We start from the raw sequence: 22562 nt of genomic DNA, 5'->3' as shown, positions 1-22562 counted from the left end.
AAAAATATGAAGCGCATTAATCCTAAGCTTTTGCTTTTTATAAACTCTACCCTGCTTATAATATATATGGGGCTGGAAATAAACATTCAGATGCCGTGCAGCATCAGCAAAATCGTATCATTACTCCTGTCATCATTGATGTTGATAGACGCTACTTATGTGAGTTCCTGCAACATCAGAGATAATAAAGCTATCTCTTTGTTTTGCGGTCTGCTGGCATTAGACGGTTGGTATATGCTCCTTTCCGTTTCGGACAACACTATAGCAGATATTGTTTTTTAGTAAGCGATGCAAAAGAAACCGTATTGTAAAAAATGATCTGCTATGGTAATACTTCCATAACAGATCATTTCATCTTTTTCTGAATTCTACAGTATTCCGGGAGTTCCCTGGACCATGGCAGATATGGATCCAAAATACTTGGATCATTTTGATACTGGTAATCAATTTCCGGCATCTTTTCCAACAGATAAGACAGATATCGGAATACATCCAATTGATTCAATTTCGATGATTCTACCAGTGAATAGACAATCCCACTGGCTCTCGCCCCTTCCGGTGTGTCCGCAAACAGCCAGGATTTACGGCCGGTTGCAAAGGGACGTATACAGGCTTCGCACTCATTATTCGAAATCGGAAGCCTTCCATCCTCCATGAAGGTATTCAGATATTTTTTCTGGTTCCGGCTGTATTGCAGCGCCTTTTTCAAAGATTCGTTGGCAGTATATTTTTCGCTCGTTTCTTCTACCCATGACCAAAAAGCCTCAAGTACCGGCTGGCTCAGTTCTTTGCGTTTCTCCAGCCGCTCCTGCGGTTCTAGGCCCTGAATCTTTTTTTCGATTTTAAAAAGCTGGTCGCACCATTCTCGCGCCTCCGCTCCTTTGCTCCCCTTTAGCTCCTTTCCCGCAGAGTCCAGCGGGATGCTCTCTATATAGTAGCGACGCAGATGCGACCAGCACAGAGCCCGGCTGACTCCTTCTACTTTTTCGTAGCTGTCGCAGGCATCTGTTACCAGATATCCAGCAAATCCGGTATACAGCCGTTTTGCTTCTGCTCCGGAACGGGTCCTTGCATAGTGGAAGAGCACTGCGCGGATCTTTTCAAAGCTTCCGGTCCGCACCACCCACATGAAGGATTCGCTGCTGGCCTTCTTTCCCGGTTCCTTGTTGCATTGGATCCGGGTTTCGTCACCCATCAATACGGAGCAGGTCTCCATGATGACCTGGTGCATCCTCAGGAAGATCGGCTCCAGCCATTCCTGACTGCATCGGATCACCCAATGCGACATGGTGGAACGGTAGATACTAAGCCCAATGCGGTACCAGTCCCGCTCCTGCCTTGCCAGGGGGATTCCCATATCATATTTCTGGTATAGGATCCCTGCAACCAGGGATGGACTTGCGATCGAATGTGGGAGCAAACCTTTGGGGACTCTGGCCGCTACGAATGTGGGGGACAGCTTCTCACTGTCTTGGCTGCCGCATTTTGTACATTTTTTTATCTCCTGCACATACTGTTTTACTTTCAGCTTCGCTGGTTCATATACCACTTCGGTCCGTACTACTTTTTCTCCTACTTTTGTCAGTTGTGCACCGCATACAGGGCAGGTTTCTTCTTCACTTACTACGCAGCGTTCGATCTCTGTTTCAAGAGAAGAGAGCATTTCTGAGCGCACACCTGCCTGACGTACTTTCCGTGTATGCTCCGGTACTGTGATCTCTTTCTGTTGTTTTGCCAGTTCCTGCAGGAGCTGCTCCTGCTCCGGAAACAGGTTCAGCTGTCCTGTAACCTGGGTGGCCTCACTGGATGGGCCATACATCTTTTTACGCGCATGCAAAACTGCCTGGGTCAGGTTCTCGATCTGGATACGTTGTCTTTCGATCTGTGCATCCCGTTCTCCCAGCATCTTTTTCAGAGATTCCACCTGTTCCCGCAGTCTGGTTACTTCTTCCTGTTGTGCTGCTGTCTGCATGGCTCTTCCTCCCTCCCCGCATTTCCTTCATTTTAACATCTTTTTATGAAAAAATCAGCATTCCAGGCTTTTTTTTGACCTGAAAAATGCTGATTTTTTAAGGATAATCCGTGGGTTATCCGTCATTTTTTCTGCTCAGAAGCAGGTATCCTCCGGCTGTATCTTTACCGGCTTATGCGCATATTTCTGTTCAATAGACAGCCCCTCCAGGAGCCAGCGTACCTGCTGCGCAGTGATGTCTTTGATATCGTCAGGTGTCCTGGGCCATTGGAAACGCATGTCCGGCAGGAGCTTCTTTGTTGCCAGGAGGAATCCGTTTCCACCTTCAAAACGGAGTGCTTTCAGACAATCTCGTTTTTTATTGCAGAACAAAAATACACAGACCGGGGAATAGGGATCCAAATGGTATTTCAAAGTAACGAGGGCTGCGAGCCCCTCAATCTGTTTTCGAAAATCCGTCGCACCACAGGCGAGGAAGATATGTTCCGCCCCCTGGGTGATCATGCTCAGCATAGGGACTGCAGGAGCCGCAGTACTCCTGAAACCTGTCCCATATCTGCGTTTTTGTGGATGCCCACATGAAATTCGTGGTATCGGACCTCTAGGGAAAGGGATTCCGGTATCGTTGGCAATTCCTGGTGGAAGAGCGGGAGCTCTATGAAAGGCTGTTCTGCAACAGGAAAGGATTCTGGTTCGGTGTCCATCCTCCGGATCTTTTTCTCCCAGTATTTATAGGTATCATATTTGAAGTTGTTCTTCTCACACCACTTACGAACGGAGAGACCACTTTGGAGCCGCTGGCTAAAGATCATCCTCCATTCCTCATGGCTGTAATGTACATTCACTGACTGATTCCTCCTTCTGCTCTTTTAGAAGCAGTATAGCAGGGAAAGAGAGATTATGCACTACGGTAGGTTTTGAATCGCTTACTGTTTTTTATGCCTTAAGTCCAATTATATGGTGCATTTTCATAAATTTTATACTTATGTTTTTATTTCAGGGGAGCGGTTATAAATTCAAAAAAGCAGCAAATCTCTGCCTGACCGGAACCTGTATCTGCTCCCTTATCGGCATTTTAATATCAGACAATGTGTTTGCTTTGTTGTATGACATACAGTTTTTGCTAAGCTGGCTATGCTTCGTTTTTGTTGTCGTTTACCATAGAAAAAGAACTGCTTTTGTCCTTAAAGCAGAATGGAAATCCATTCTGTTCTCTCTTGTGGTAATCATCATTTTATTCATTGCATACTGTCTTACCACAATGGGAATAAAAGGAAATCTTTCAAACTTTGGAGTGTATATCCCTGTCCTGCTGTTCTCCATGAGTATTCATAGTATTATACTGAAAGAGCATCACAGTTTTCCATTGACTGCCATATTTAGCAGATTCCAGTTAATGTTGATCCTGCTTTTCGGTGTTACCATTTGTGGTCTGATTACAATGACTCTGGGGATCGGCTGGTTATCCTTCCTTCTTATGTTGGACGCTATGTTTGTATTTATCTATGTCTGCAATATCATTCTGGATTTTAATTTAAGGCAGGGAGGAGGCAACATGGTTATGGAAAGTAAATACAATGCAGCATTGGCACAGTTACAGCAGGAAGAGCAGATCAATCTTGAATTTTCAAATTTTCTTCATGATAATATACTTCAAGATCTGCTTTCCATAAAAAATTTGATGTATAAATCAACAAAACCTGATATACAGAAAATAATCACAGAAACTCTTGATAGTATGAATATCTATATCCGTGAGCAGATGCAGAATTACCATCCTGTATTACTGTCAAAACTTACTATAAAAGAGAATTACCAAAACTTGCTTGCCTATATTGCGCAATCATTTCCTGAGCGCCGCATCAGCATTGTTTTTGACTGTCCAGACTCTTTATTTTTAGTTCCGCCATATGATATTTTCATATACCGGCTTTTAAAAGAACTCGTAACGAATGTTTATAAACACTCTACAGGAGAAAAAGCATGGATAACACTTACACAGGATAATGGAATGATCGTATTATGCGTAAAGGATAATGGGAGTGCAGATGCCGGCAGCCTCACCTATGCAGACTCATCAAAACATAGAGGTCTTGCATTAAGCACTGACCGTGTGCAAAGCATGGATGGCACTATAAGTATAACCCAAAATTTCCCACGTGGAATCTGTGTCTGTATCAACCTGCCAATGAAAGGAGATGCTTCTTATCAATATTTTATTAGTCGATGACCACGTTCTATTTTCCAAAAGTCTGGAGATTGCATTATCAGACTACCCGGATATAAAAACCTTTCAAAGTATCAATGATATTTCCCTATTGGATAAATTCATTGAAGAAGATGCCCCGGACATCCTGCTTATGGATATCAATTTAAAAAATATAACATCTGAAGATGGTCTGGAATTGGCAAAGCAGATATTACACCGTCATCCGGAGCAGAAAATTGTTATCCTGTCCGGATACGATCTTCCAGTATACCGCAACGAAGCCAAAAAAATCGGGGCAAAAGGATTTATCAACAAAAATACAGAACCGGAAATGCTGATCGCTTATCTTTCACAGATCATGCAGGGAAAATTTATCTTCAACAGTTCGGTTCCGTTTTTAGAAGAATTAACTGACTGCGAAAAACAGATTTTGCAGCTTATAGCTAACGGCAGAAAGCGGAAAGAGATTGCAGGCACACTTTATATCAGCGAGCGTACCCTCTCCAACCATTTACAGCATATATTTGAAAAACTTGATGTTTCCTCCTCTGTCGAAGCTGTAACCAAGGCGATTCAATTAGGGTACCTCCCGCCGATTTGTTAATTTCTTATCTCCTTCTGTTCTTTTAAAAGCAGTATAGCAGAAAATCAGATTTTATACACTACGGTAAGTTTTGAATCGCTTACCTATAATATCCTGTCCAATTGCAACATCATTAATTAATTGTTCCGCGCCACTTTTCAGATTATCCGCAAAAGAGTCCAATCCTGAACAGGCTGTGCTGGAAAATATAATCCCGATAACCAGCATCAGCAACAAGGCGCTGATAATTGTAGAGAGAATATTTATCAGGCTCCGGCTTTCATTATTTTTAGCACAGATAATGGACAGGCACAGCCCCATGATGACACAGGCAATATTGACACCGCCCCAAACTGTACGCAATCCATCGGGCAATACGATTTGCAGAAATACGGGAATCAGCGTCCGGTGTGTGGGTTTCTCCATAGATTTCAATGACGGTGTAGATGAAAAACAACTTTCCGTGGTATTGAGGGTGTTAAAATATGCTGACTGAAAACGGTTTTACCTTCTCAAGGCTCATTCTGGCAACGGGCAGATCCGATCTCCGTAAAGGGATTGATGGACTGGCCGCTATGGTGAGGTTCAAGTACGGCCTCGACCCATTAGAAAAAGATACCTTATTCTTGTTCTGCGGCACCAGACGGGATCGGATCAAGGGACTGCTCTGGATCGGGGACAGATTCATCCTTCTGTATATCCGGCTGGCAGAGGGATGCTTCCTGTGGCCAAGAACCGCACAGGAAGCCAGAAGCATTACTACAGAGGAATTTAAAAGGCTGATGGACGGCTTTTCCATTGACCCCTCTGTTGGGCCCAAACGGATCCCTCTTGTAAACGACCCCAAAAGCAGATGGAAAAGATAGTGATGGCATGCGGGATCCATCCTTTATCCCTCTCATTTCTGAAAACGAACCCTTTCCTGCTCATCCGTTATTGTGTTTCCGAAACCGCTCCTGCTTTTTCTTTGTATCATGCCATATTATCGCAAAAAATTCCTAGATTCGGATAAAATAATCATTTCCGGAAAATATGAACCTGCCGCTTTACAGTTTTTCATAGGAGACCAGTTGTTCCACCGGAATCCGTGTTTTGTCAAAACGGTCTGCAGCGGCGGCTTCCTCATTGGAATAACCGACTGCCAAAATGTTGACCGGTTCCAGATGGTCCGGCAGATCGAATGCTTTTTTCAGGACATCCGGTTTGAAATAGCAGATCCACACGCTTCCAAGCCCCAGCTCCGCGGCCTGCAGCATCATATGGTCTGTCAGAATGGAGGCGTCGATATCGCAGGTCTGTTTCTGATCAAAGGGGCGCACCCACGCCTTTTTGTGGTCGGCGCATACAATGATTGCCAACGGCGCACCGTAGATATTGGCTGCCGTTCCTATCTTGGCAAGCCCCTCGTCACTTTGAACCACAAGCAGGCGGACGGGCTGCAGATTTGCCGCCGTCGGAGCCACATGCGCGGCCTCCAGGATCTGTTCCAGCTTCTCCTGTTCTACCTTCCGTTCCGTATAACTGCGCATGGAACAACGTTGTTTTGCAATTTGAATAAAATCCATTGTTTTCTTCCTTTCCTTTGTGTTATTCTTAATATGTTGCTGCAACTATCGAATTTATTGTAACATACGCAATGAAATCCGCAAGAATGTACTTTTCCGGTAGATACTACCCAAAATGATAGCAGGAGTCATCACATTATGAACTATACAAAAGAACAATTCAACTGTCCCGTTGAAGCAACCATCACTTTGATCGGCGGGAAATACAAGCCACTGATCCTGTGGCATCTGATTTCAGCGCCGCTGCATTATATGGAGCTGCAGCGGCTCATACCCCAGGCCACCCCGAAAATGCTCTCCCAACAGCTCCGCAGCCTGGAAGAGATCGGCATGATCCGCCGTGAAGTCATTCCCCATAAGCCGCCGAGAACGATCTATTCCCTGACTTCCTTTGGAGAAAGCGTGATTCCTGTGCTGGAGGCTATGTGCGCGTGGGGGGCGGACTATCTGGACGGGGCGGGGAAAGGGAGATGTCTTCTGCATCGTTAAATTGCAGAAATGTATCCAGCTTTGAAGCCCAATCTGCCATTGCCGGAACTGTGTTGCCCTGCCGGTGTTGACACGGTAGCCAACGGCAATTATGACAGCGTTTCTTCAATACGGGTATCGGCGGCAGGCCAGCTGTATTCCTCATTGGAACAAACTAGAAAGGCGGCGTATAACCGCCGCCTTTTACTAAATTGATTTTCATATCTGAACTTGCTATCCGCCTTAATACAGCTTCGCCCCCGCCGGAATATGGTCGTCCACCATCAGAAGATGAAGCTTTTCCTTTCCCTCTTCCTCATGAAGCGCACTGATGATCATTCCGCAGGAGTCAATCCCCATCATGGCTCTCGGCGGAAGATTTGTAATGGCAATCAAGGTCTTGCCTACCAGCTCTTCAGGCTCGTAATATTCATGAATACCGCTTAAAATGGTGCGTTCCGTATCTGTTCCGTCGTCTAAGGTAAACTGCAGCAGCTTCTTGCTCTTCGGCACTGCGGCGCATGCTTTTACCTTTACCGCTCTGAAGTCCGACTTACTGAATGTCTCAAAATCTACCATATCCGAGAATAACGGCTCGATCTTTACCTTTGAAAAGTCAATGTCTTCCTTCACCGTTTCCGCGGATTTCTCCGCCGGCTTTTCCTGGCCTTTTTTCACCTCTGCGGTGCCAAGCGTTTTCATGGTTGGGAACGCAAGCACGTCCCGGATTGCCGCAGAATCTGTCAGCAGCATACACATCCGGTCAATCCCGAATCCGATCCCGCCTGTAGGCGGCATACCGATCTCCAGCGCATTCATGAAATCTTCATCCGTCGTGTTGGCTTCTTCGTCCCCCTGAGCCAGAAGTTCTTCCTGTGCACGGAAACGTTCCCTCTGGTCGATGGGGTCGTTCAGCTCGGAGTATGCGTTAGCCATCTCCCAGCCGTTCATGAAGAACTCAAAACGCTCCACATAATCCGGGTTGTCCGGCTTCTTCTTGGTCAGCGGAGAGATCTCGATGGGATGATCCATCACGAAGATCGGCTGTACCAGATGTTCTTCCACATATTCTTCAAAGAACAGGTTCAGGATATCGCCCTTCTTATGCCTGTCCTCATATTCCAGATGATGCTCGTCCGCCAAGGCTTTTGCCTCCGCGTCCGTCTTCACATTGGAGAAATCCACGCCGGAATATTTTTTCACGGCGTCTACCATGGTGATCCGTTCAAACGGCTTTTCCAGATCCATCTCCACGCCGTTGTATACGATCTTCATGGTTCCCAGTACTTCCTGCGCCACATAGCGGTACAGGTTCTCCGTCAGATCCATCATGCCGTGGTAGTCCGTATATGCCTGATACAGCTCCATCAATGTAAATTCCGGATTGTGCCTGGTGTCAAGACCTTCGTTGCGGAACACACGCCCGATCTCGTAAACACGCTCCATACCGCCGACGATCAGACGCTTTAAGTACAGCTCCAGGGAGATCCTGAGCTTGATGTCCTCGTCCAGCGCATTGAAATGCGTCTCGAACGGCCGTGCAGCAGCGCCGCCGGCATTCTGCACCAGCATCGGCGTCTCCACCTCCATGAATTCCTGTCCGTCCAGATACCTGCGGATCGCGCTGATGATCTTGGAACGCTTGACAAAGGTATCCTTCACCTCCGGATTCATGACCAGATCCACATATCTCTGACGGTAACGCAGATCCGTATTGGTCAGCCCATGGAACTTCTCCGGAAGGATCTGGAGGCTCTTCGCAAGCAATGTGATGCTGCCCGCATGGATGGACTTCTCTCCTGTCTTTGTCGTAAAGACCTCACCCTTGATTCCTACAAGGTCGCCTACGTCAAACTTCTTAAAGTCCTTGTACACATCCTCCCCTACGCTGTCTCTCGCCACGTAGCACTGGATGTTGCCCTTCAGATCCTGGATATTGCAGAATGAAGCTTTTCCCATGACCCGCTTTGACATCATACGGCCCGCAATGGATACCTGGGTGCCTTCCAGTTCTTCATATCTGTCTCTGATCTCCTGGCTGTGATGTGTTTGATCATAGCTGGTGATGGCAAAGGGGTCCTTTCCATTTGCCTGCAAATCCGCTAACTTCTCGCGTCGAACCTTTCTCAACTGATTCAAATCCGGCTCCTGAGCCTGCTTCTGCTGGTCAGACATTTGTTTTCTCCTTTCTTTTCCTCCGCAGATGTATCAACTGACAACCGCCCTCTTTACATCGACCGGTTGATATCCAGCACCTTGTACTGGTTGACTCCTGCCTGTGTCTCTACGTTCACCACGTCGCCGACCTTCTTGCCGATCAGCGCCTGGCCTACCGGCGACTCGTTGGAAATCTTCCCTTCCAGACTGTTCGCTTCCGTGGAGCCTACGATCTTAAACTCCATCTCTTCATCAAAGGTAATGTCAAAGACCTTGATCGTACAGCCCACGTTGATCTTGTCGAAGTCTACCTCGTCCTCTACCACGACCTCAGCATTTTTCAAAATGCTTTCCAGTTCTTCAATTCTCGCTTCGATGTCGCGCTGCTCGTCCTTCGCCGCGTCATACTCCGCATTCTCGGATAAGTCGCCCTGCTCCCTGGCTTCCTTGATCTTGGCAGCGACTTCCTTTCTCTTTACCACCTTCAGATTTTCCAGTTCGTCCTCCAGTGCTTTCAAACCTGCATAAGTAAGTAACCTTTTCTTTGAATCCGCCATGATGACCTTTGCTTCCTCTCTTTCATTCTATCTGATATCGCTTTTACGGCCTGCGGCTGTGAACCGCAGCCGGACGACCTCTACTGATACTTATATTTCGCAATTCAAATATTATAACCAAAACCTACAGTACTGTCAAGATTTTTTGGAGTTCTTCGTAGCTCTCCACCCTGTTGATCTGCTCCCGCAGCCGGGCCGCTCCATGCAGCCCTTTGGTATACCATGCCACATGCTTGCGCATCTCCCGGATGCCCAGATAGCTGCCCTTATATTCGATCTGCAGCCGGGCATGGCGGAGCATGGTGCTCCGGATCTCGTCGATCTCCGGCCGGGGCGGGATTGCTCCCGTCTCTTCGTATGCCGACAGCTCCGAAAAGATCCACGGATTGCCCTGTGCCCCCCGTGCAATCATTACCCCGTCGCAGCCGGTCTGCTCCTGAATCGCAGCCGCCTGCTCACAGTTGGTCACATCCCCGTTTCCGATGACCGGAATCCGGACCGCTTCCTTCACCCGGCGGATGATCTCCCAGTCAGCCCTGCCGGAGTAGTACTGCTCCCGCGTCCGCCCATGGACAGCCACCCCGGCCGCCCCGGCTTCTTCGATGATCCTGGCGATCTCCACCGCATTCACATGCTCCTCGTCGAATCCTTTGCGTATCTTCACCGTAACCGGCTTTCGGATTGCTTTCACCACGGCACTGACCAGTTCGTAGACCAGCTTCGGATCCTTCATCAGAGCCGAGCCTTCCCCGTTGCGCACCACCTTCGGAACCGGACAGCCCATGTTGATATCCAGGATGGAAAAGGGCCGTTCCTCGATCCGTTTTGCCATCTCACTGACGATCTTCGGATCCGAACCAAAGAGCTGCAGGGAGACCGGCAGTTCCTCCGGGTGGATCGCAAGCAGGCTCTCCGTATTTTTATTGTTGTATAAAATCGCTTTGGCGCTGACCATCTCCATGCAGAGCAGTCCGGCCCCCTGTTCTTTGCACAACAAACGGAATGGCAGGTCCGTTACACCTGCCATGGGGCCTAAAATATATCTGTTCTCAAGAAGTACATTTCCTATTTTAAGCTGTTTTTTCATAATTATACTGTTTATCGAAGCGCACGCGCAGCCGGCAGCCGGCCAGGCGGCCCTATCGGTCTACTTTTTTGTTTTTGTAATAGATCAGGCGCAGGCCGTTCAGTGTCAGCTCCGGATCGTACTCGTCGATGCTGTCTGTCTCCGGCGCGATGATCTTTCCCAGCCCCCCGGTTGCCACCACCTTTGCATCCGAATAGCCGGATTCCTCTTTGATCTTCCGGATAATATATTCCGTCTGGCCGATGGCTCCGTACACCAGACCTGCCTGCATACTGGAAATGGTCTCCTTCGCCAGTATGGACGCCGGTTTTCGGATCTCAATCGCCGGAAGCATGGCAGCGCCGCCCCAGAGGGAGCGTCCCGCCGTCTCAAGCCCGGGCGCCGTAATCCCTGCTTCAAAAGTCCCATTCGGCCCGATCAGGTCATAGGTAGTCGCAGTTCCGAAATCTACCACGATGACCGGCCCTCCGAAGAGCTCATATCCGGCCACCGCATCCACGATCCGATCCGGGCCGATCTCCTTCGGGTTCTCCGTCACGATACGGATGCCTGTCTTGATCCCCGCAGACACGATCAGCGGGCGCACATTCAGATATTTGATGATCCCGCTTGTCAGGGAATGCATGATATCCGGAACCACCGATGCTATGATCACCGAATGGATATCCTGGGGACAGATGCTTCTGTGCTCCAGAATCCCGCAGATCGTAAATCCATATTCATCGGAAGTCCGGGACCGCTTTGTCGTCATGCGGAAAGTCCCCAGCAGGATCTCCTCTTTAAATACACCCAGCGTTATATTGGTATTTCCAACGTCAATCGTCAATAACATTCTGTTTCTTCTCCTGCTCCTGAATTTGTAGGCTTTTGCAGGCTGCATCCCGGTCTCATGCACTGGGGCACGATATACGCGGGACGCGTCCTCTATGCTTCCGGAAGCTCCTCTCCAAGATAGAACACCCGGAAGAACAGCTCCAGAGATTCAAACAGTTCCCGTCTCTCCTGCTGTATCTGTTTGATCTTCAACACACTGCCGATCTCGTCAAAGAGGAAATCATCCTCCTCCCGGTCTACCTTTAATTCCAGCCGGCCCTCCTCGTCAAAGACCACCATGAGCACACCGCCCACATCCTCCGTATACATGACGCACATGATCTGCAGTTCCTGCCGGATACTTTCCGGCAGCGCGTCAAACTCCGGGTTCAGATAAAATTTCCGCTCATAGGAGCTGGCGGCGCATAATACAATCTCTTCTTCCATCATCCTTCCAGCCACACCTCCTGATCCGCAAGGCTCATACATATCCATAGATTCCCCGGACCGAAACCTCCCCGGCATAGACCGCTTCCTCGCTGCCGTCCTGCTTTCTCACCAGCAGCTCCCCGCTGTCATTGATCCCCAGGGCAAGGGCCTGGTAAGGCTCCTTTGCACCCAGTATGCGGACTTCCTTTCCGCAGTTGACCAGAAGGCGGTTATAGTCTTCCCTGATCCCGGACAGATCCCCTGACTGAAGAAATGTGTCATAATTCCGTTCAAAATGCTTCATAATCTCCGCGATCAGAGTGCTGCGCTTCATGACCTGCCCGGTCTCGATCCGTAAGGAAGTGGCGGTTTTCGCGATCTCCTCCGAAAAGGAATCCATGTTGACATTGATCCCTACCCCGATCACCACATGGTTGATATAGTCGATCTCCGAGCTCATCTCCGTCAGAATCCCTACCAGCTTCTTTTGGTTCAGTACAATGTCGTTGGGCCATTTGATCCGGATCTCCTGGCCGGTACACTCCTGCAGCGCTTCCGCTGTGCTGTACGCCATCACCAGGGTCAGCATCGGCGCGCTGGAAGGGAGAAATGAGGGTCTCAGCAGAATCGACATATAGATGCTGCAGCCAGGCGGCGACTCCCAGCCTCTTCCGCGCCTGCCCCGTCCGGCGCTCTGCCGGTCGGCCACCGCAAGTGCTCCGTGGGACGCCCCTTTTTCCCCCAGCTCCTTTGCCCGGATATTGGTGGAATCGGTTTCCGGAAAATAATGGATCTCCTGGCCTGCCCATCGAGTCTTCCCAAAGAGCAGGCTTTTCAGTTCTTCCTCCGACAGGACATCCGGGATATCCACGATCCGGTATCCCCGGTTCTGCACCGCTTCCACATGGTAGCCCTCTTCCTTGAGCTGGTTGATGATCTTCCACACTGCTGTCCGGGACACGCCCAGCTTCCCGCAGAGCTTCTGCCCGGACACATAGCCCTCACTTTCCCGGAGGAGCTTCAATATCTCTGTTTTCAAAAATCTTCCCCTATTCTCCCAGTGTCGCCACCATCACCGCTTTGATGGTATGCATCCGGTTCTCTGCCTCGTCAAAAACCTTGGACTGTTCGGACTCGAATACTTCATCCGTCACTTCCATATCCTCGATGCCGAAGCGTTCTCCCATCTGCTTTCCGATGGTCGTCTTCAGGTCGTGGAAGGACGGCAGGCAGTGCAGGAAAATCGCGTTTTCAGATGCATTTTCCATCACCTTTTTGGTCACCTTATAAGGTGTCAGCACTTTGATCCGCTTCTCCCATACTTCATCCGGCTCACCCATGGATACCCATACGTCCGTGTAGATCACATCCGCGTCCTTTGTGCCGCTCTCCACGTCCTCGGTCAGGGTAATGGTCGCGCCGGACTCCGCCGCATAGCCCCTGCACAGTTCCACCAGATCTTCGCTGGGGAAAAATTCCTTTGACGTACATGCCACAAAATGCATTCCCAGCTTGGAACATGCCACCATCAGGGAATTGCCCATGTTGTACCTTGCGTCTCCCATAAACACCAGGCGAATCCCCTCCAGCCTTCCGAACTGCTCCCGGATCGTCAGCATGTCCGCAAGCATCTGGGTGGGGTGGAACTCATTGGTCAGGCCGTTCCATACCGGAACCCCCGCATACTCCGCCAGCTCTTCCACAATGTCCTGCCCGAAGCCCCGGTATTCGATGCCGTCGTACATCCGGCCCAGCACCCTTGCCGTATCCTCAATGCTTTCTTTTTTGCCCATCTGGGAGCCTGTAGGCCCAAGGTAGGTTGCCCCCATGCCCATGTCAAACGCCGCCACCTCAAACGCGCAGCGGGTCCGTGTGCTGTCCTTTTCAAAAATCAGGGCCACGTTCTTTCCTTTATAATGGTCTACCGGAATCCCCTTTTTCTTTTTGTCCTTCAGCTCCGCTGACAGGTCAAGCAGATACAGGATCTCTTCCTTTGTAAAATCTTTCAGTGTCAGAAAATTTCTTCCTTTTAAATTCATGTTCGTCCCTCTTCCCTTTGTATTATATCAGGTCCTTTTTACGCGGTATATCCGGCCCCGGGCCGCAGTGCATTTTCCGGATCTGTTCTGTGAACTACAATACCATAACCTTCCCGCAAATTCAATACCTTTTCCGCTGCCTGCTCACTTCAAACATTAGCACTGCCGCGGCTACGGCGGCATTCAGCGATTCGGCCATGCCTTCCATAGGGATCCTGACCAGCACATCCGCACATGCGGCCACCTCCTGGCGAAGCCCGCTGCCTTCATTTCCGATCAGAAACGCGCTCCCCTGCCGGTAATCTTCCTCATCGTATGCGCGCTCTCCCTCCAGGTGGGCGGCAAAAACGCGGATATCGTGCTTTTTCAGGCTGTTCACCGCACCGGGCAGGTCGTCCGTATACACAAACGGCATCCTGAAGATCGCTCCCATGGTGGAGCGTATGGTCTTGGGATTGTAAATGTCCGCGCAGTCCCTGCTCAGCAGGATTCCCGTCACCCCTGCCGCCTCCGCGGTCCTGAAAATGGTGCCTAAGTTGCCCGGGTCCTGGATGTTGTCCAAAACAAGCAGATGGGCCGGCCTGTCCGTACCTGTCCCGCTTTTCCCGGAGCATTTTTCCAGGATCTCCTCCTGGGTGAACATGCTCTGACGCACCACCGCCAGAACGCCCTGGGGCGTCTTTGTATCCGAGATATATGCAAATACCTCCGGCGACACAAGCATAACCTCTGTCCCGGGGATGGGCTCCTTCCGATGCTTTTTCAAGAACTCCTCCGTAGCGTAAAGCTGTACCAGGCGTTCCTTTGGAATCTCCCGGATCATACGCAGGCCCTCCACCAGGAAGGTTCCCGTCTTCGTCCGCATTCTGCTCTTTTTCCGCAGCTGTATGATCTCTTTCATCCGCGGATTCGATGTACTGGTAATGATCATCTCTTATCCCTCATCACAAAGTTTTCCAACTGTACGGTTGCAATCCGACAGTTGGAAATATTATACAAAACAGGTTATACTTTAAAGCGGTATCCCACGCCCCATATCGTTTCAATATACTGGGGGTGGGAGGTATCGTACTCGATCTTCTCCCGGATCTTCTTGATATGCACCGTCACCGTGGCAATGTCCCCGATGGACTCCATATCCCAGATCTCCCGGAACAGCTCTTCCTTCGTATATACATGGTTTGGATGTCCCGCAAGGAAGGTCAGAAGGTCAAATTCCTTGGTGGTGAAGGAACGTTCCTCACCGTTGACCCATACCCTTCTCGCCGTCGTATCAATCTTCAGACCGCGGATCTCTATGATCTCATTTTCCTCCACGCTGCTTCCGATCAGACGCTCATATCTCGCCAGATGGGCCTTCACACGGGCCACCAGTTCGCTGGGGCTGAACGGCTTCGTCATATAATCATCGGCTCCCAGCCCAAGCCCCCGGATCTTATCAATGTCATCCTTCTTCGCAGAAACCATGATGATGGGGGTATTCTTGCTGTCGCGTACCTTCCGGCAGATCTCAAATCCATCCACGCCGGGCAGCATCAGATCCAGGATGATCAGGTCAAAATCCGCTTCCATGGCCTGCTTCAATCCGATCTCGCCGTCGTTGGCAACCTCCACCTCAAAGTTGCTCAGCTCCAGATAATCCCGTTCCAGATCCGCAATACTTTCCTCATCCTCAATAATCAAAATCCGTTTACTCATCCATTGGTACCTCCTGATATTTTCTTACTACAAAGCACATAACCGTCCCGCTGCCTTCCACGCTGGTCGCCCAGATATTGCCCCCATGCTCCTCCACAATCTTCTGCGCGATGGAAAGCCCGATGCCGCTTCCGCCCTTGGAAGAATTGCGGGAGGCGTCCGTCCGGTAGAACCGGTCAAAGATAAAGGGCAGGTCCTTCGGGGAGATCCCTTTTCCGTTGTCCCCCAGCTCCACCTGGATAAAGTCCCCCACGTCCTTGAGATCCATGGTAATCCTGCCTTTGGGTTTGTCCATGTATTTTAAAGAGTTGGATACGACGTTGTTGATCACCCGCCGGAGCTGCTCGGGATCCACAATCACCTTGGAATCCTCCTCCAGACAGCAGTTGTATTCAAATTCTACGTTTTTCGCTTCCAGCTCCAGATACAGGTCCTCCGCACAGTCGAGGAAATAGTTCTTTGCGGATATGGTGGTAAAATTGTAGGGTATCCGGTTCGTATCGATCTTGGAGTACAGCGTCAGCTCGTTGATCAGCAGATCCATCTCGTTCGCCTTATTGTATATCGTTTTGATATACTTGTCCATCTTTTCGGGCGTATCCGCCACGCCGTCCATAATCCCTTCCACATATCCCTTGATGGCCGTAATGGGTGTCTTGAGGTCATGGGAAATATTGCTGATCAGCTCTTTGTTTTCCCGGTCAAATTCCACCTTTTCCTCGGCATTGGCCTTCAGCCGCAGGCGCATCTCCTCAAAGTCCCGGCAGAGCTCGCCAAATTCGTCGTCCGCCTCCGCCGTGATCTCAAAATCCAGATTGCCGTCCTTGATATTCTGCGCAGCCTCCTGCAGCTTGGCCAAAGGCACTGAGACAGTCCGGTAGACCCAGTACACCAGAAGCGCCGCCGTAAAAAATACGATGATCATAAACATCTGCTGCAGTTCCCCGATCTCTCTGGGCTCAAACACCCGCCGCGCAATAATGAGAAAGACCGTAGGCAGGGTCATCATCGCCATAAATGCAATTATCAGCTTTGTTTTCAGCTTCATCACCTTCGCCGCTCCTTTCCGGGTATCCTCTGTATTCCCTACCCATTACAGTAACACAAAACGGGCCGTCACCGCAAGGTTTTCAGCCCGTTATTTATCAAAACTTAATATGCTGTTCCAAATTGTTTATACTCTACAGATAAGCTTTCAGCGCATCCACCTTATCCAGTCTTTCCCAGGTCAGATCCAGGTCGTTTCTTCCGAAATGTCCGTAAGCGGCTGTCTGCTTGTAGATCGGCCGGCGCAGGTCCAGCATCTTGATGATGCCTGCCGGACGGAAATCGAAGTTCTCACGCACGATCTCTACCAGACGTTCGTTGGAGACATGGCCTGTTCCGAAGGTATATACCATAATGGAGGTAGGCTGTGCCACGCCGATAGCATAGGAAAGCTGAATCTCGCATTTCTTAGCCAGCCCTGCGGCAACAATGTTCTTAGCCGCATAGCGCGCCGCGTAAGCCGCGGAACGGTCTACCTTGGTGCAGTCTTTTCCGGAAAATGCGCCGCCGCCGTGGCGTGCCATTCCGCCGTAAGTATCTACGATGATCTTTCTTCCGGTCAGCCCGCTGTCGCCGTGAGGTCCGCCGATGACAAAGCGTCCGGTCGGATTGACGAAGAACTTGGTCTTCTCATCCACCATCTCCGCAGGAATAATCGCGTCAAATACATGCTTCTTGATGTCCGCGAAGATCTGCTCCTGGGTCACATCCGGGTCGTGCTGTGTGGAAAGCACCACCGCGTCCAGACGTCTCGGAACTCCTGCGTCGTCATACTCTACCGTCACCTGGGTCTTGCCGTCCGGACGAAGGTAAGTCAGCGTGCCGTCTTTTCTCACTTTCGTAAGCTGCAGTGCCAGCTTATGCGCCATCGCGATGGGATACGGCATATACTCCTCTGTCTCGTCCGACGCATAGCCGAACATCATTCCCTGGTCTCCGGCTCCGATGGCGTCAATATCTTCCTCTGCCGGCGCCGCTGCCTTTGCTTCGAGCGCCTTATCCACGCCGAGAGCAATATCTGCGGACTGCTCGTCGATCACCGTAACCACGCCGCAGGTCTCCGCGTCAAATCCGTAATCCGCGCTGGTATATCCGATGTCGCGGATCGTATTGCGCACGATCTTCTGCATATCTACATAGGCATTGGTGGAGATCTCTCCCATAACCATCACCACACCGGTCGTAGTGCATGTCTCGCAGGCAACGCGGCTCATGGGATCCTGCTCCATAAGCGCATCCAGGATGGCATCGGAAATCTGGTCGCACATCTTATCCGGATGTCCCTCTGTAACTGATTCTGATGTAAATAAGTGTCTTTCCATATCGATCCTCTCCTTTTCGGTACTTTCTCTCTTTTGTAGCCTAAGATTCTTATATAGAATAAAAAAACAGCCTACAAAAAGCGGACTGTTTTAGGGTCTAAACAATCCTCTTATTGTTCGATTGCTCGCTCAGGTTGGCACCTTCCGTTTTCACAGGGTTGCCGCAGCTTCACAGATCCTTTGTATCTCCACTGCTCTGAATAAGAGAAAGTCTATTTGTATAAAATTGTATTGTTCCTGTTCCGGAGGCAATCTTACGCCCCCCTGGAACCTAATAAAGACTTTACACCGTATCGCTGTAAATGTCAAGATACAGATGCATAGAAATCACAGAAAATCACTTTGTAAATTCTGGAATACAGAAAACCTGCCGCCGGCATCTTTTCTGCATACCATAGTATCCGAAGCCGGCCTTCACTGCGGGCGGTTCAGCTCACTTTTAAAACAAACTTCTGGATCTCCTTTTCGCTGGATGCCTTTTCGATGATGCCGCCGATGCCCTGCAGCTTTTCCTCGAAACGCTCGTAACCTCTCTGGATATACTTGATATCATCCACGATGGTCACGCCGTCCGTCGCAAGTCCCGCAATGCAGAGCGCCGCGCCTGCGCGCAGATCCGGGGCGCTGATTCTTGTACCGGAAAACTTCTCCACGCCCTCAATGGTGGCGGAATTGCCTTCCACCTTGATGACTGCGCCCATCCTGGCCAGTTCATCCAGATATTTGAACCGGTTTTCAAAAATGCTCTCGGTGATTGTACTTGTGCCGTTTGCCAGCGCCAGGACTACGCCGATCTGTGGCTGCATATCCGTCGGATATCCCGGATAGGGCAGCGTCTTGACCTGTGTACTGCGAAGCCTTCCCTTTGCCACCACCCGGACGGCATCGTCAAACTCCTCGATCTCGCAGCCAATGTCTTTCAGCTTGGAAATGGTGGCGTCCAGATGCTTGGGAATGACATTGAGCACCGTCACGTCTCCCTTTGTGGCTGCCGCCGCGAACATGAAGGTTCCCGCCTCAATCTGATCCGGAATGATGGAGTATTCGGACTTGTGCAGAGACTCCACGCCGCGGATCTTGATCACGTCTGTTCCCGCTCCGCGGATGTTGGCCCCCATGCTGTTGAGGAAGTTGGCCACGTCTACGACATGGGGCTCTTTTGCCACGTTCTCCATGATCGTAAGCCCGTCAGCCATTGCCGCCGCCATCATCACGTTGATGGTGGCTCCTACGCTGACCACGTCAAAATACAGATGGGTTCCCCGCATATGCTCGGACTCGGCCACGATCTTGCCGTGCTCGATATCCACGTCCGCGCCCAATGCGCGAAATCCCTTCAGATGCTGGTCGATCGGTCTGCTTCCGATATTGCATCCCCCCGGAAGCGCTACCTCCGCCTTGCTGTACTTTCCAAGCAGGGCGCCAAGCAGATAATAAGATGCCCTGATCTTCTTTATATAATCATACTCAATGTTAAAGTCAGTAATCGTACCCCCGTTGATCTTCACTCTATGCCGGTCAAGCCTCTGCACCGTTGCCCCGATACCTGAGATCGCTTCCAGCATTACGTTAATATCATTGACATCCGGAAGGTTGTCAATCAATACCGTCTCATCTGTCATAATCGCAGCCGCCAGAATTGCCAGCGCCGCATTCTTTGCTCCGCTGATCTCTACTTCCCCTACCAGCGGGTTCCCACCCTTAATTACATACTGCTCCATTACTGCACCTCGATTATCCGATATTGTTACAATCAATGATTTTCAAAATCTAATATAGTATACCACAAAAATCCAATTTGTAAAATCTTTTTTCTCAGATGCAACATTATAATTATATTTTTGTTAATTTTTTATTACAGAAAGTACTTTGCCTATTGTTTCCTCAATGGAAAGCTGATCCTCATCAATCGTGATATCCGCATATTTTTCGAACAATTTTACCCGTTCTTCATAAAGTTCCTGAAAACTCTGGCCTTCCCTCAGTACCACGCCCCGCTGCCTGGGATTACGGATTCTCCGCCGAATCGTATCATAGGATACCCTCAGATAAATGACGGTTCCGATCTCTTTGAAATGGCGCATCGCCTCATCGCTGTAAACCACGCTTCCTCCCGGGGCAATGACAGAATTTTCCACTTGGAGTTCCCGGTTCACCCGGTTCTCGATAGCCAGAAATCCATCCTCGCCGGCCTCCTCAATGATCTCGTGAAGAAGCCTGCCCTCCTGCTCCTGGATCAGAAGGTCCGTATCTACAAAACGCATACCCAGCCGTTTCGCGGCTACGACACCGATGGTGCTTTTGCCAACGGCAGGCATGCCGATAAAAATAATATTGTTCTTTTTCATAAATTGATTCATCCTAATAAAATTTCTGCCGCATCCTCCGGTTCTCGCTCCGTCTCTTGTACAGCTCCTGGTACAGCATCACGTCGATCAGGTCCCGCAGCCAGTCCCGGCGGCAGAACCGCTGAAGCTGCTGTCCCTCCACGCCCTTCGTCCCGCTCTCTTCGTCATGCTCGTCAAAGGGGCGTTCCTCTGCCTTCACCCGGTCATAGATCCGTCCGCTCATCAGACGAAGCTGCAGACGGTCCGGATATTCGTCGTAAATCATACTGTTGGGGCCCTCGCACCGGTCGCATTCTTCCTCCACATAGGGCAGGACCCGCTTTGCCGTATCCGGGTAGAGGCTGCGCATATACTCGTAATCTCTTCGGTCAAGCCGCTCATCATCATAGATGAAGGGCATTGGGTACACCATATAATAGGGCAGTTTTGTTTCCATACTTCCACTTCCATTTCAGACATTATATCTTTATTGTATGCAGAAACGGCTCATTTTGGTACACTGCCCTGTTCCTTTCAGCCCCGGCCGGCCATCTATTTGCTGCATGTCACCTGGTCAGGGTGTGACTTGCAGCATCTTTTCAAATGCCTGCCTGTACGGCGGACGTGCAATTCCTTTTTCCGTGATGATGGCCGTGATCAGGTCGTGGTCCGTCACGTCAAAGCAGGGATTATACACCTTCACGGATTCCGGCGCCATGCGGGCCTGATACCACATTTCCGTGATCTCCTCAGGATCACGCTCTTCAATGGGGATCTCCTCGCCTGTCTCCAGGGTCATGTCGATGGTGGAGGTCGGCGCGCATACATACAGCGGAACGCCGTACTGCTTTGCCACACAGGCAACCACGGAGGTTCCGATCTTATTGGCCGTATCCCCGTTGGCCGCCACCCGGTCGCACCCTACAAATACCGCCTGGACAAGCCCTTTTTTCATAACGGATGCGGACATATTGTCACAGATCAGCGTCACGTCCATTCCTGCCGCGTGCAGCTCCGACGCAGTCAGACGCGCGCCCTGGAGCAGCGGGCGGGTCTCATCTGTGAAGATATGGAAATCATATCCCCGTTCCATCCCCAGATACATGGGCGCCGTAGCCGTCCCGTACTTCACCGTGGCAAGCTGTCCCGCGTTGCAGTGGGTCAGCAGGCCGTCCCCGGGCTTTACCAGCTCCAGGGCATACTCTCCGATCTTCCGGCAGACTTCAATGTCCTCATCGTGGATGCGGACGGCTTCTTTTTGCAGAAGCGACTGGATCTTCGCCACACTTTCTGTCAAATGCGTCCGAACCACGTTTTCCATCCGGTCCAGTGCCCAGAACAGGTTGACCGCCGTCGGGCGGGAGGTTGCGAGATACTTTTTCGCCTGCTGAAATTCGCTGTAAAAGACCTGGGTATCTTCCGTATGAATCTTCTCTGCCGCAAGGTAGATTCCGGCCGCGGCCGCCACACCGATGGCAGGAGCCCCTCTGACCTTCAAAAGGCGGATTGCCTCCCAGATATCCTTGATGTCCGTCAGAGACAGCATCTCGATCTTTCCCGGAAGCTGCGTCTGGTCTATGATCACCAGCGCGTGATGCTCCAGATCCAGCGAGACGGTCTCGTAATCTAAAATACTTTTTTCTTTTTTTTCCATTCTTATAACCTTTTCTCTTATATCCTTTTCCCTTTCGGATATCCGCCTGGATGGCGTAAATGCTCCGCGGATTCCTGCTGACTCTTTAGCTGTTTTTCTCCTCAATATCCATGATCATGTTTACTCGGTTGACGTGCCGCTCCGCTCCTGAAAATTCCGTATTCATCCAGACGTCCACCATCATCTTCGCCAGCTCTGCCCCCACAACCCTGGCGCCAAATGCCAGGATGTTGCAGTCGTTGTGTTCCCTGGACATCTTAGCTGTAAAAGGCTCGCTGCATACCGCCGCCCGGATGCCTTTTACCTTGTTCGCCGCAAGTGAGATCCCCAGGCCGGTTCCGCAGATCAGAATCCCCCGGTCCACCTCTCCCTTCGCAACCGCATTTGCCACGATCTCTCCGTAAATCGGATAGTCGCAGCTCTCCTCGGAATTGGTTCCATAATCGATGACCTCATGTCCCTTCTGGTTCAAAAATTCTATGATCTCTGCCTTCAGTTCCAATGCCGAATGGTCATTCCCGATTCCTACTGTCATACATTCTCCTCCTTATCCTTGCACCCAGCCTGCACGGCAGATTGAATGCTTCCTTGCCCGCCCCGCAGGGACATATCTTCTGCAGTGCCCTGCGGTATAC

26 protein-coding genes and 1 riboswitch are annotated in these 22562 nt (G+C 50.3%); of the genes, 5 read left to right on the top strand and 21 right to left on the bottom strand.

The features are described from left to right. The first annotated feature begins 6 nt into the window (after window positions 1-6). Window positions 7-282, top strand: a complete 276-nt coding sequence (locus EBB54_RS28965) for a hypothetical protein (protein WP_193554397.1) — start codon at window positions 7-9, stop codon at window positions 280-282. A 64-nt stretch (window positions 283-346) separates the two neighbouring features. Here EBB54_RS28965 and tnpC read toward each other — a convergent pair whose 3' ends face one another. From tnpC to tnpA, 3 genes are all read right to left on the bottom strand, one after another. Further along, window positions 347-1972, bottom strand: a complete 1626-nt coding sequence (tnpC, locus tag EBB54_RS28960) for an IS66 family transposase (protein ID WP_243127744.1) — start codon at window positions 1970-1972, stop codon at window positions 347-349. 135 nt (window positions 1973-2107) lie between these two features. Further along, complete coding sequence (gene tnpB, locus EBB54_RS28955; RefSeq protein WP_125128754.1) at window positions 2108-2485, bottom strand: IS66 family insertion sequence element accessory protein TnpB; 378 nt, start codon at window positions 2483-2485, stop codon at window positions 2108-2110. Then, on the bottom strand, window positions 2479-2817 hold the full coding sequence (gene tnpA / locus EBB54_RS28950; protein ID WP_125126868.1) for an IS66 family insertion sequence element accessory protein TnpA: 339 nt from the start codon (window positions 2815-2817) through the stop codon (window positions 2479-2481). Before tnpA ends, tnpB (EBB54_RS28955) begins: the two co-directional genes overlap by 7 nt. Window positions 2818-2957: 140 nt before the next feature. On the opposite strand from tnpA, the gene EBB54_RS28945 reads away from it, so the two are divergent. After that, window positions 2958-4202 carry a sensor histidine kinase gene (locus tag EBB54_RS28945; protein WP_125130284.1) on the top strand — a complete coding sequence of 415 codons (1245 nt, stop codon included), beginning with the start codon at window positions 2958-2960 and terminating at the stop codon, window positions 4200-4202. Then, window positions 4171-4785 (top strand): response regulator transcription factor, encoded by a 615-nt coding sequence (locus tag EBB54_RS28940; RefSeq protein ID WP_004083121.1) that lies wholly within the window; start codon window positions 4171-4173, stop codon window positions 4783-4785. Before EBB54_RS28945 ends, EBB54_RS28940 begins: the two co-directional genes overlap by 32 nt. Window positions 4786-4836: 51 nt before the next feature. Here the strand turns inward: EBB54_RS28940 and EBB54_RS30735 are convergent, their stop codons facing one another. Beyond that, window positions 4837-5190, bottom strand: a complete 354-nt coding sequence (locus EBB54_RS30735) for a hypothetical protein (RefSeq protein WP_205128772.1) — start codon at window positions 5188-5190, stop codon at window positions 4837-4839. Window positions 5191-5249: 59 nt separating this feature from the next. Between EBB54_RS30735 and tnpB (EBB54_RS28930) the strand changes: the two genes are divergently transcribed. After that, on the top strand, window positions 5250-5630 hold the full coding sequence (gene tnpB, locus EBB54_RS28930; protein ID WP_125130282.1) for an IS66 family insertion sequence element accessory protein TnpB: 381 nt from the start codon (window positions 5250-5252) through the stop codon (window positions 5628-5630). A gap of 180 nt (window positions 5631-5810) precedes the next feature. On the opposite strand, the gene EBB54_RS28925 is transcribed toward tnpB (EBB54_RS28930), so the two are convergent. After that, window positions 5811-6329 carry a nitroreductase family protein gene (locus EBB54_RS28925; protein ID WP_125130279.1) on the bottom strand — a complete coding sequence of 173 codons (519 nt, stop codon included), beginning with the start codon at window positions 6327-6329 and terminating at the stop codon, window positions 5811-5813. Between the two features lie 138 nt (window positions 6330-6467). Between EBB54_RS28925 and EBB54_RS28920 the strand changes: the two genes are divergently transcribed. Continuing rightward, a complete protein-coding gene (locus tag EBB54_RS28920) occupies window positions 6468-6818 on the top strand; it encodes a winged helix-turn-helix transcriptional regulator (protein ID WP_125130277.1) in 351 nt (116 codons plus the stop codon). A 222-nt stretch (window positions 6819-7040) separates the two neighbouring features. Here the strand turns inward: EBB54_RS28920 and lysS are convergent, their stop codons facing one another. The 16 genes from lysS to rpiB all read right to left on the bottom strand — a co-directional run bounded on the left by lysS (window position 7041) and on the right by rpiB (window position 22462). Further along, a complete protein-coding gene (gene lysS, locus EBB54_RS28915; protein WP_125130275.1) occupies window positions 7041-8972 on the bottom strand; it encodes a lysine--tRNA ligase in 1932 nt (643 codons plus the stop codon). Window positions 8973-9025: 53 nt separating this feature from the next. Then, window positions 9026-9511 (bottom strand): transcription elongation factor GreA, encoded by a 486-nt coding sequence (gene greA / locus EBB54_RS28910; RefSeq protein ID WP_016295698.1) that lies wholly within the window; start codon window positions 9509-9511, stop codon window positions 9026-9028. A 124-nt stretch (window positions 9512-9635) separates the two neighbouring features. Continuing rightward, window positions 9636-10598: a tRNA dihydrouridine synthase DusB gene (gene dusB / locus EBB54_RS28905; protein WP_125130273.1), complete on the bottom strand. Its 963-nt coding sequence runs from the start codon at window positions 10596-10598 to the stop codon at window positions 9636-9638. Between the two features lie 52 nt (window positions 10599-10650). Beyond that, a complete protein-coding gene (locus EBB54_RS28900) occupies window positions 10651-11430 on the bottom strand; it encodes a type III pantothenate kinase (RefSeq protein ID WP_125130271.1) in 780 nt (259 codons plus the stop codon). A 92-nt stretch (window positions 11431-11522) separates the two neighbouring features. Continuing rightward, the gene (locus EBB54_RS28895) at window positions 11523-11858 is read right to left on the bottom strand and encodes a DUF6145 family protein (protein WP_125131112.1); all 336 of its coding nucleotides are present in this window, start codon (window positions 11856-11858) and stop codon (window positions 11523-11525) included. A 34-nt stretch (window positions 11859-11892) separates the two neighbouring features. Further along, the gene (locus EBB54_RS28890) at window positions 11893-12879 is read right to left on the bottom strand and encodes a biotin--[acetyl-CoA-carboxylase] ligase (RefSeq protein WP_125130269.1); all 987 of its coding nucleotides are present in this window, start codon (window positions 12877-12879) and stop codon (window positions 11893-11895) included. A 10-nt stretch (window positions 12880-12889) separates the two neighbouring features. Next, complete coding sequence (gene argF / locus EBB54_RS28885; RefSeq protein WP_125130267.1) at window positions 12890-13879, bottom strand: ornithine carbamoyltransferase; 990 nt, start codon at window positions 13877-13879, stop codon at window positions 12890-12892. A gap of 121 nt (window positions 13880-14000) precedes the next feature. Then, window positions 14001-14807: a TrmH family RNA methyltransferase gene (locus EBB54_RS28880; RefSeq protein ID WP_125131110.1), complete on the bottom strand. Its 807-nt coding sequence runs from the start codon at window positions 14805-14807 to the stop codon at window positions 14001-14003. A gap of 77 nt (window positions 14808-14884) precedes the next feature. Beyond that, on the bottom strand, window positions 14885-15577 hold the full coding sequence (locus EBB54_RS28875; RefSeq protein ID WP_004083252.1) for a response regulator transcription factor: 693 nt from the start codon (window positions 15575-15577) through the stop codon (window positions 14885-14887). Next, window positions 15570-16625, bottom strand: a complete 1056-nt coding sequence (locus EBB54_RS28870; RefSeq protein ID WP_125130265.1) for a sensor histidine kinase — start codon at window positions 16623-16625, stop codon at window positions 15570-15572. Before EBB54_RS28870 ends, EBB54_RS28875 begins: the two co-directional genes overlap by 8 nt. A 133-nt stretch (window positions 16626-16758) precedes the next feature. Next, window positions 16759-17946, bottom strand: a complete 1188-nt coding sequence (gene metK, locus EBB54_RS28865; protein WP_125130263.1) for a methionine adenosyltransferase — start codon at window positions 17944-17946, stop codon at window positions 16759-16761. Between the two features lie 107 nt (window positions 17947-18053). After that, window positions 18054-18153: riboswitch (SAM riboswitch) on the bottom strand. A 221-nt stretch (window positions 18154-18374) separates the two neighbouring features. After that, entirely contained in the window at window positions 18375-19667 is a 1293-nt protein-coding gene (locus EBB54_RS28860) for a UDP-N-acetylglucosamine 1-carboxyvinyltransferase (RefSeq protein WP_125130261.1), read from the bottom strand. Between the two features lie 123 nt (window positions 19668-19790). Continuing rightward, window positions 19791-20294: a shikimate kinase gene (locus EBB54_RS28855; RefSeq protein WP_125130259.1), complete on the bottom strand. Its 504-nt coding sequence runs from the start codon at window positions 20292-20294 to the stop codon at window positions 19791-19793. 13 nt (window positions 20295-20307) lie between these two features. Then, complete coding sequence (locus EBB54_RS28850; RefSeq protein ID WP_125130257.1) at window positions 20308-20730, bottom strand: hypothetical protein; 423 nt, start codon at window positions 20728-20730, stop codon at window positions 20308-20310. 117 nt (window positions 20731-20847) lie between these two features. Then, the gene (mtnA, locus tag EBB54_RS28845) at window positions 20848-21927 is read right to left on the bottom strand and encodes an S-methyl-5-thioribose-1-phosphate isomerase (protein ID WP_193554395.1); all 1080 of its coding nucleotides are present in this window, start codon (window positions 21925-21927) and stop codon (window positions 20848-20850) included. Between the two features lie 85 nt (window positions 21928-22012). Next, window positions 22013-22462, bottom strand: a complete 450-nt coding sequence (rpiB, locus tag EBB54_RS28840; RefSeq protein WP_125130255.1) for a ribose 5-phosphate isomerase B — start codon at window positions 22460-22462, stop codon at window positions 22013-22015. Window positions 22463-22562: the final 100 nt, after the last annotated feature.

The sequence above is a fragment of the Schaedlerella arabinosiphila genome (assembly GCF_003885045.1).
GTDB lineage: Bacteria > Bacillota > Clostridia > Lachnospirales > Lachnospiraceae > Schaedlerella > Schaedlerella arabinosiphila.
The sequence above is the reverse complement of the archived record's forward strand: the minus strand, read 5'-3'. Positions and strand labels throughout refer to the sequence as shown.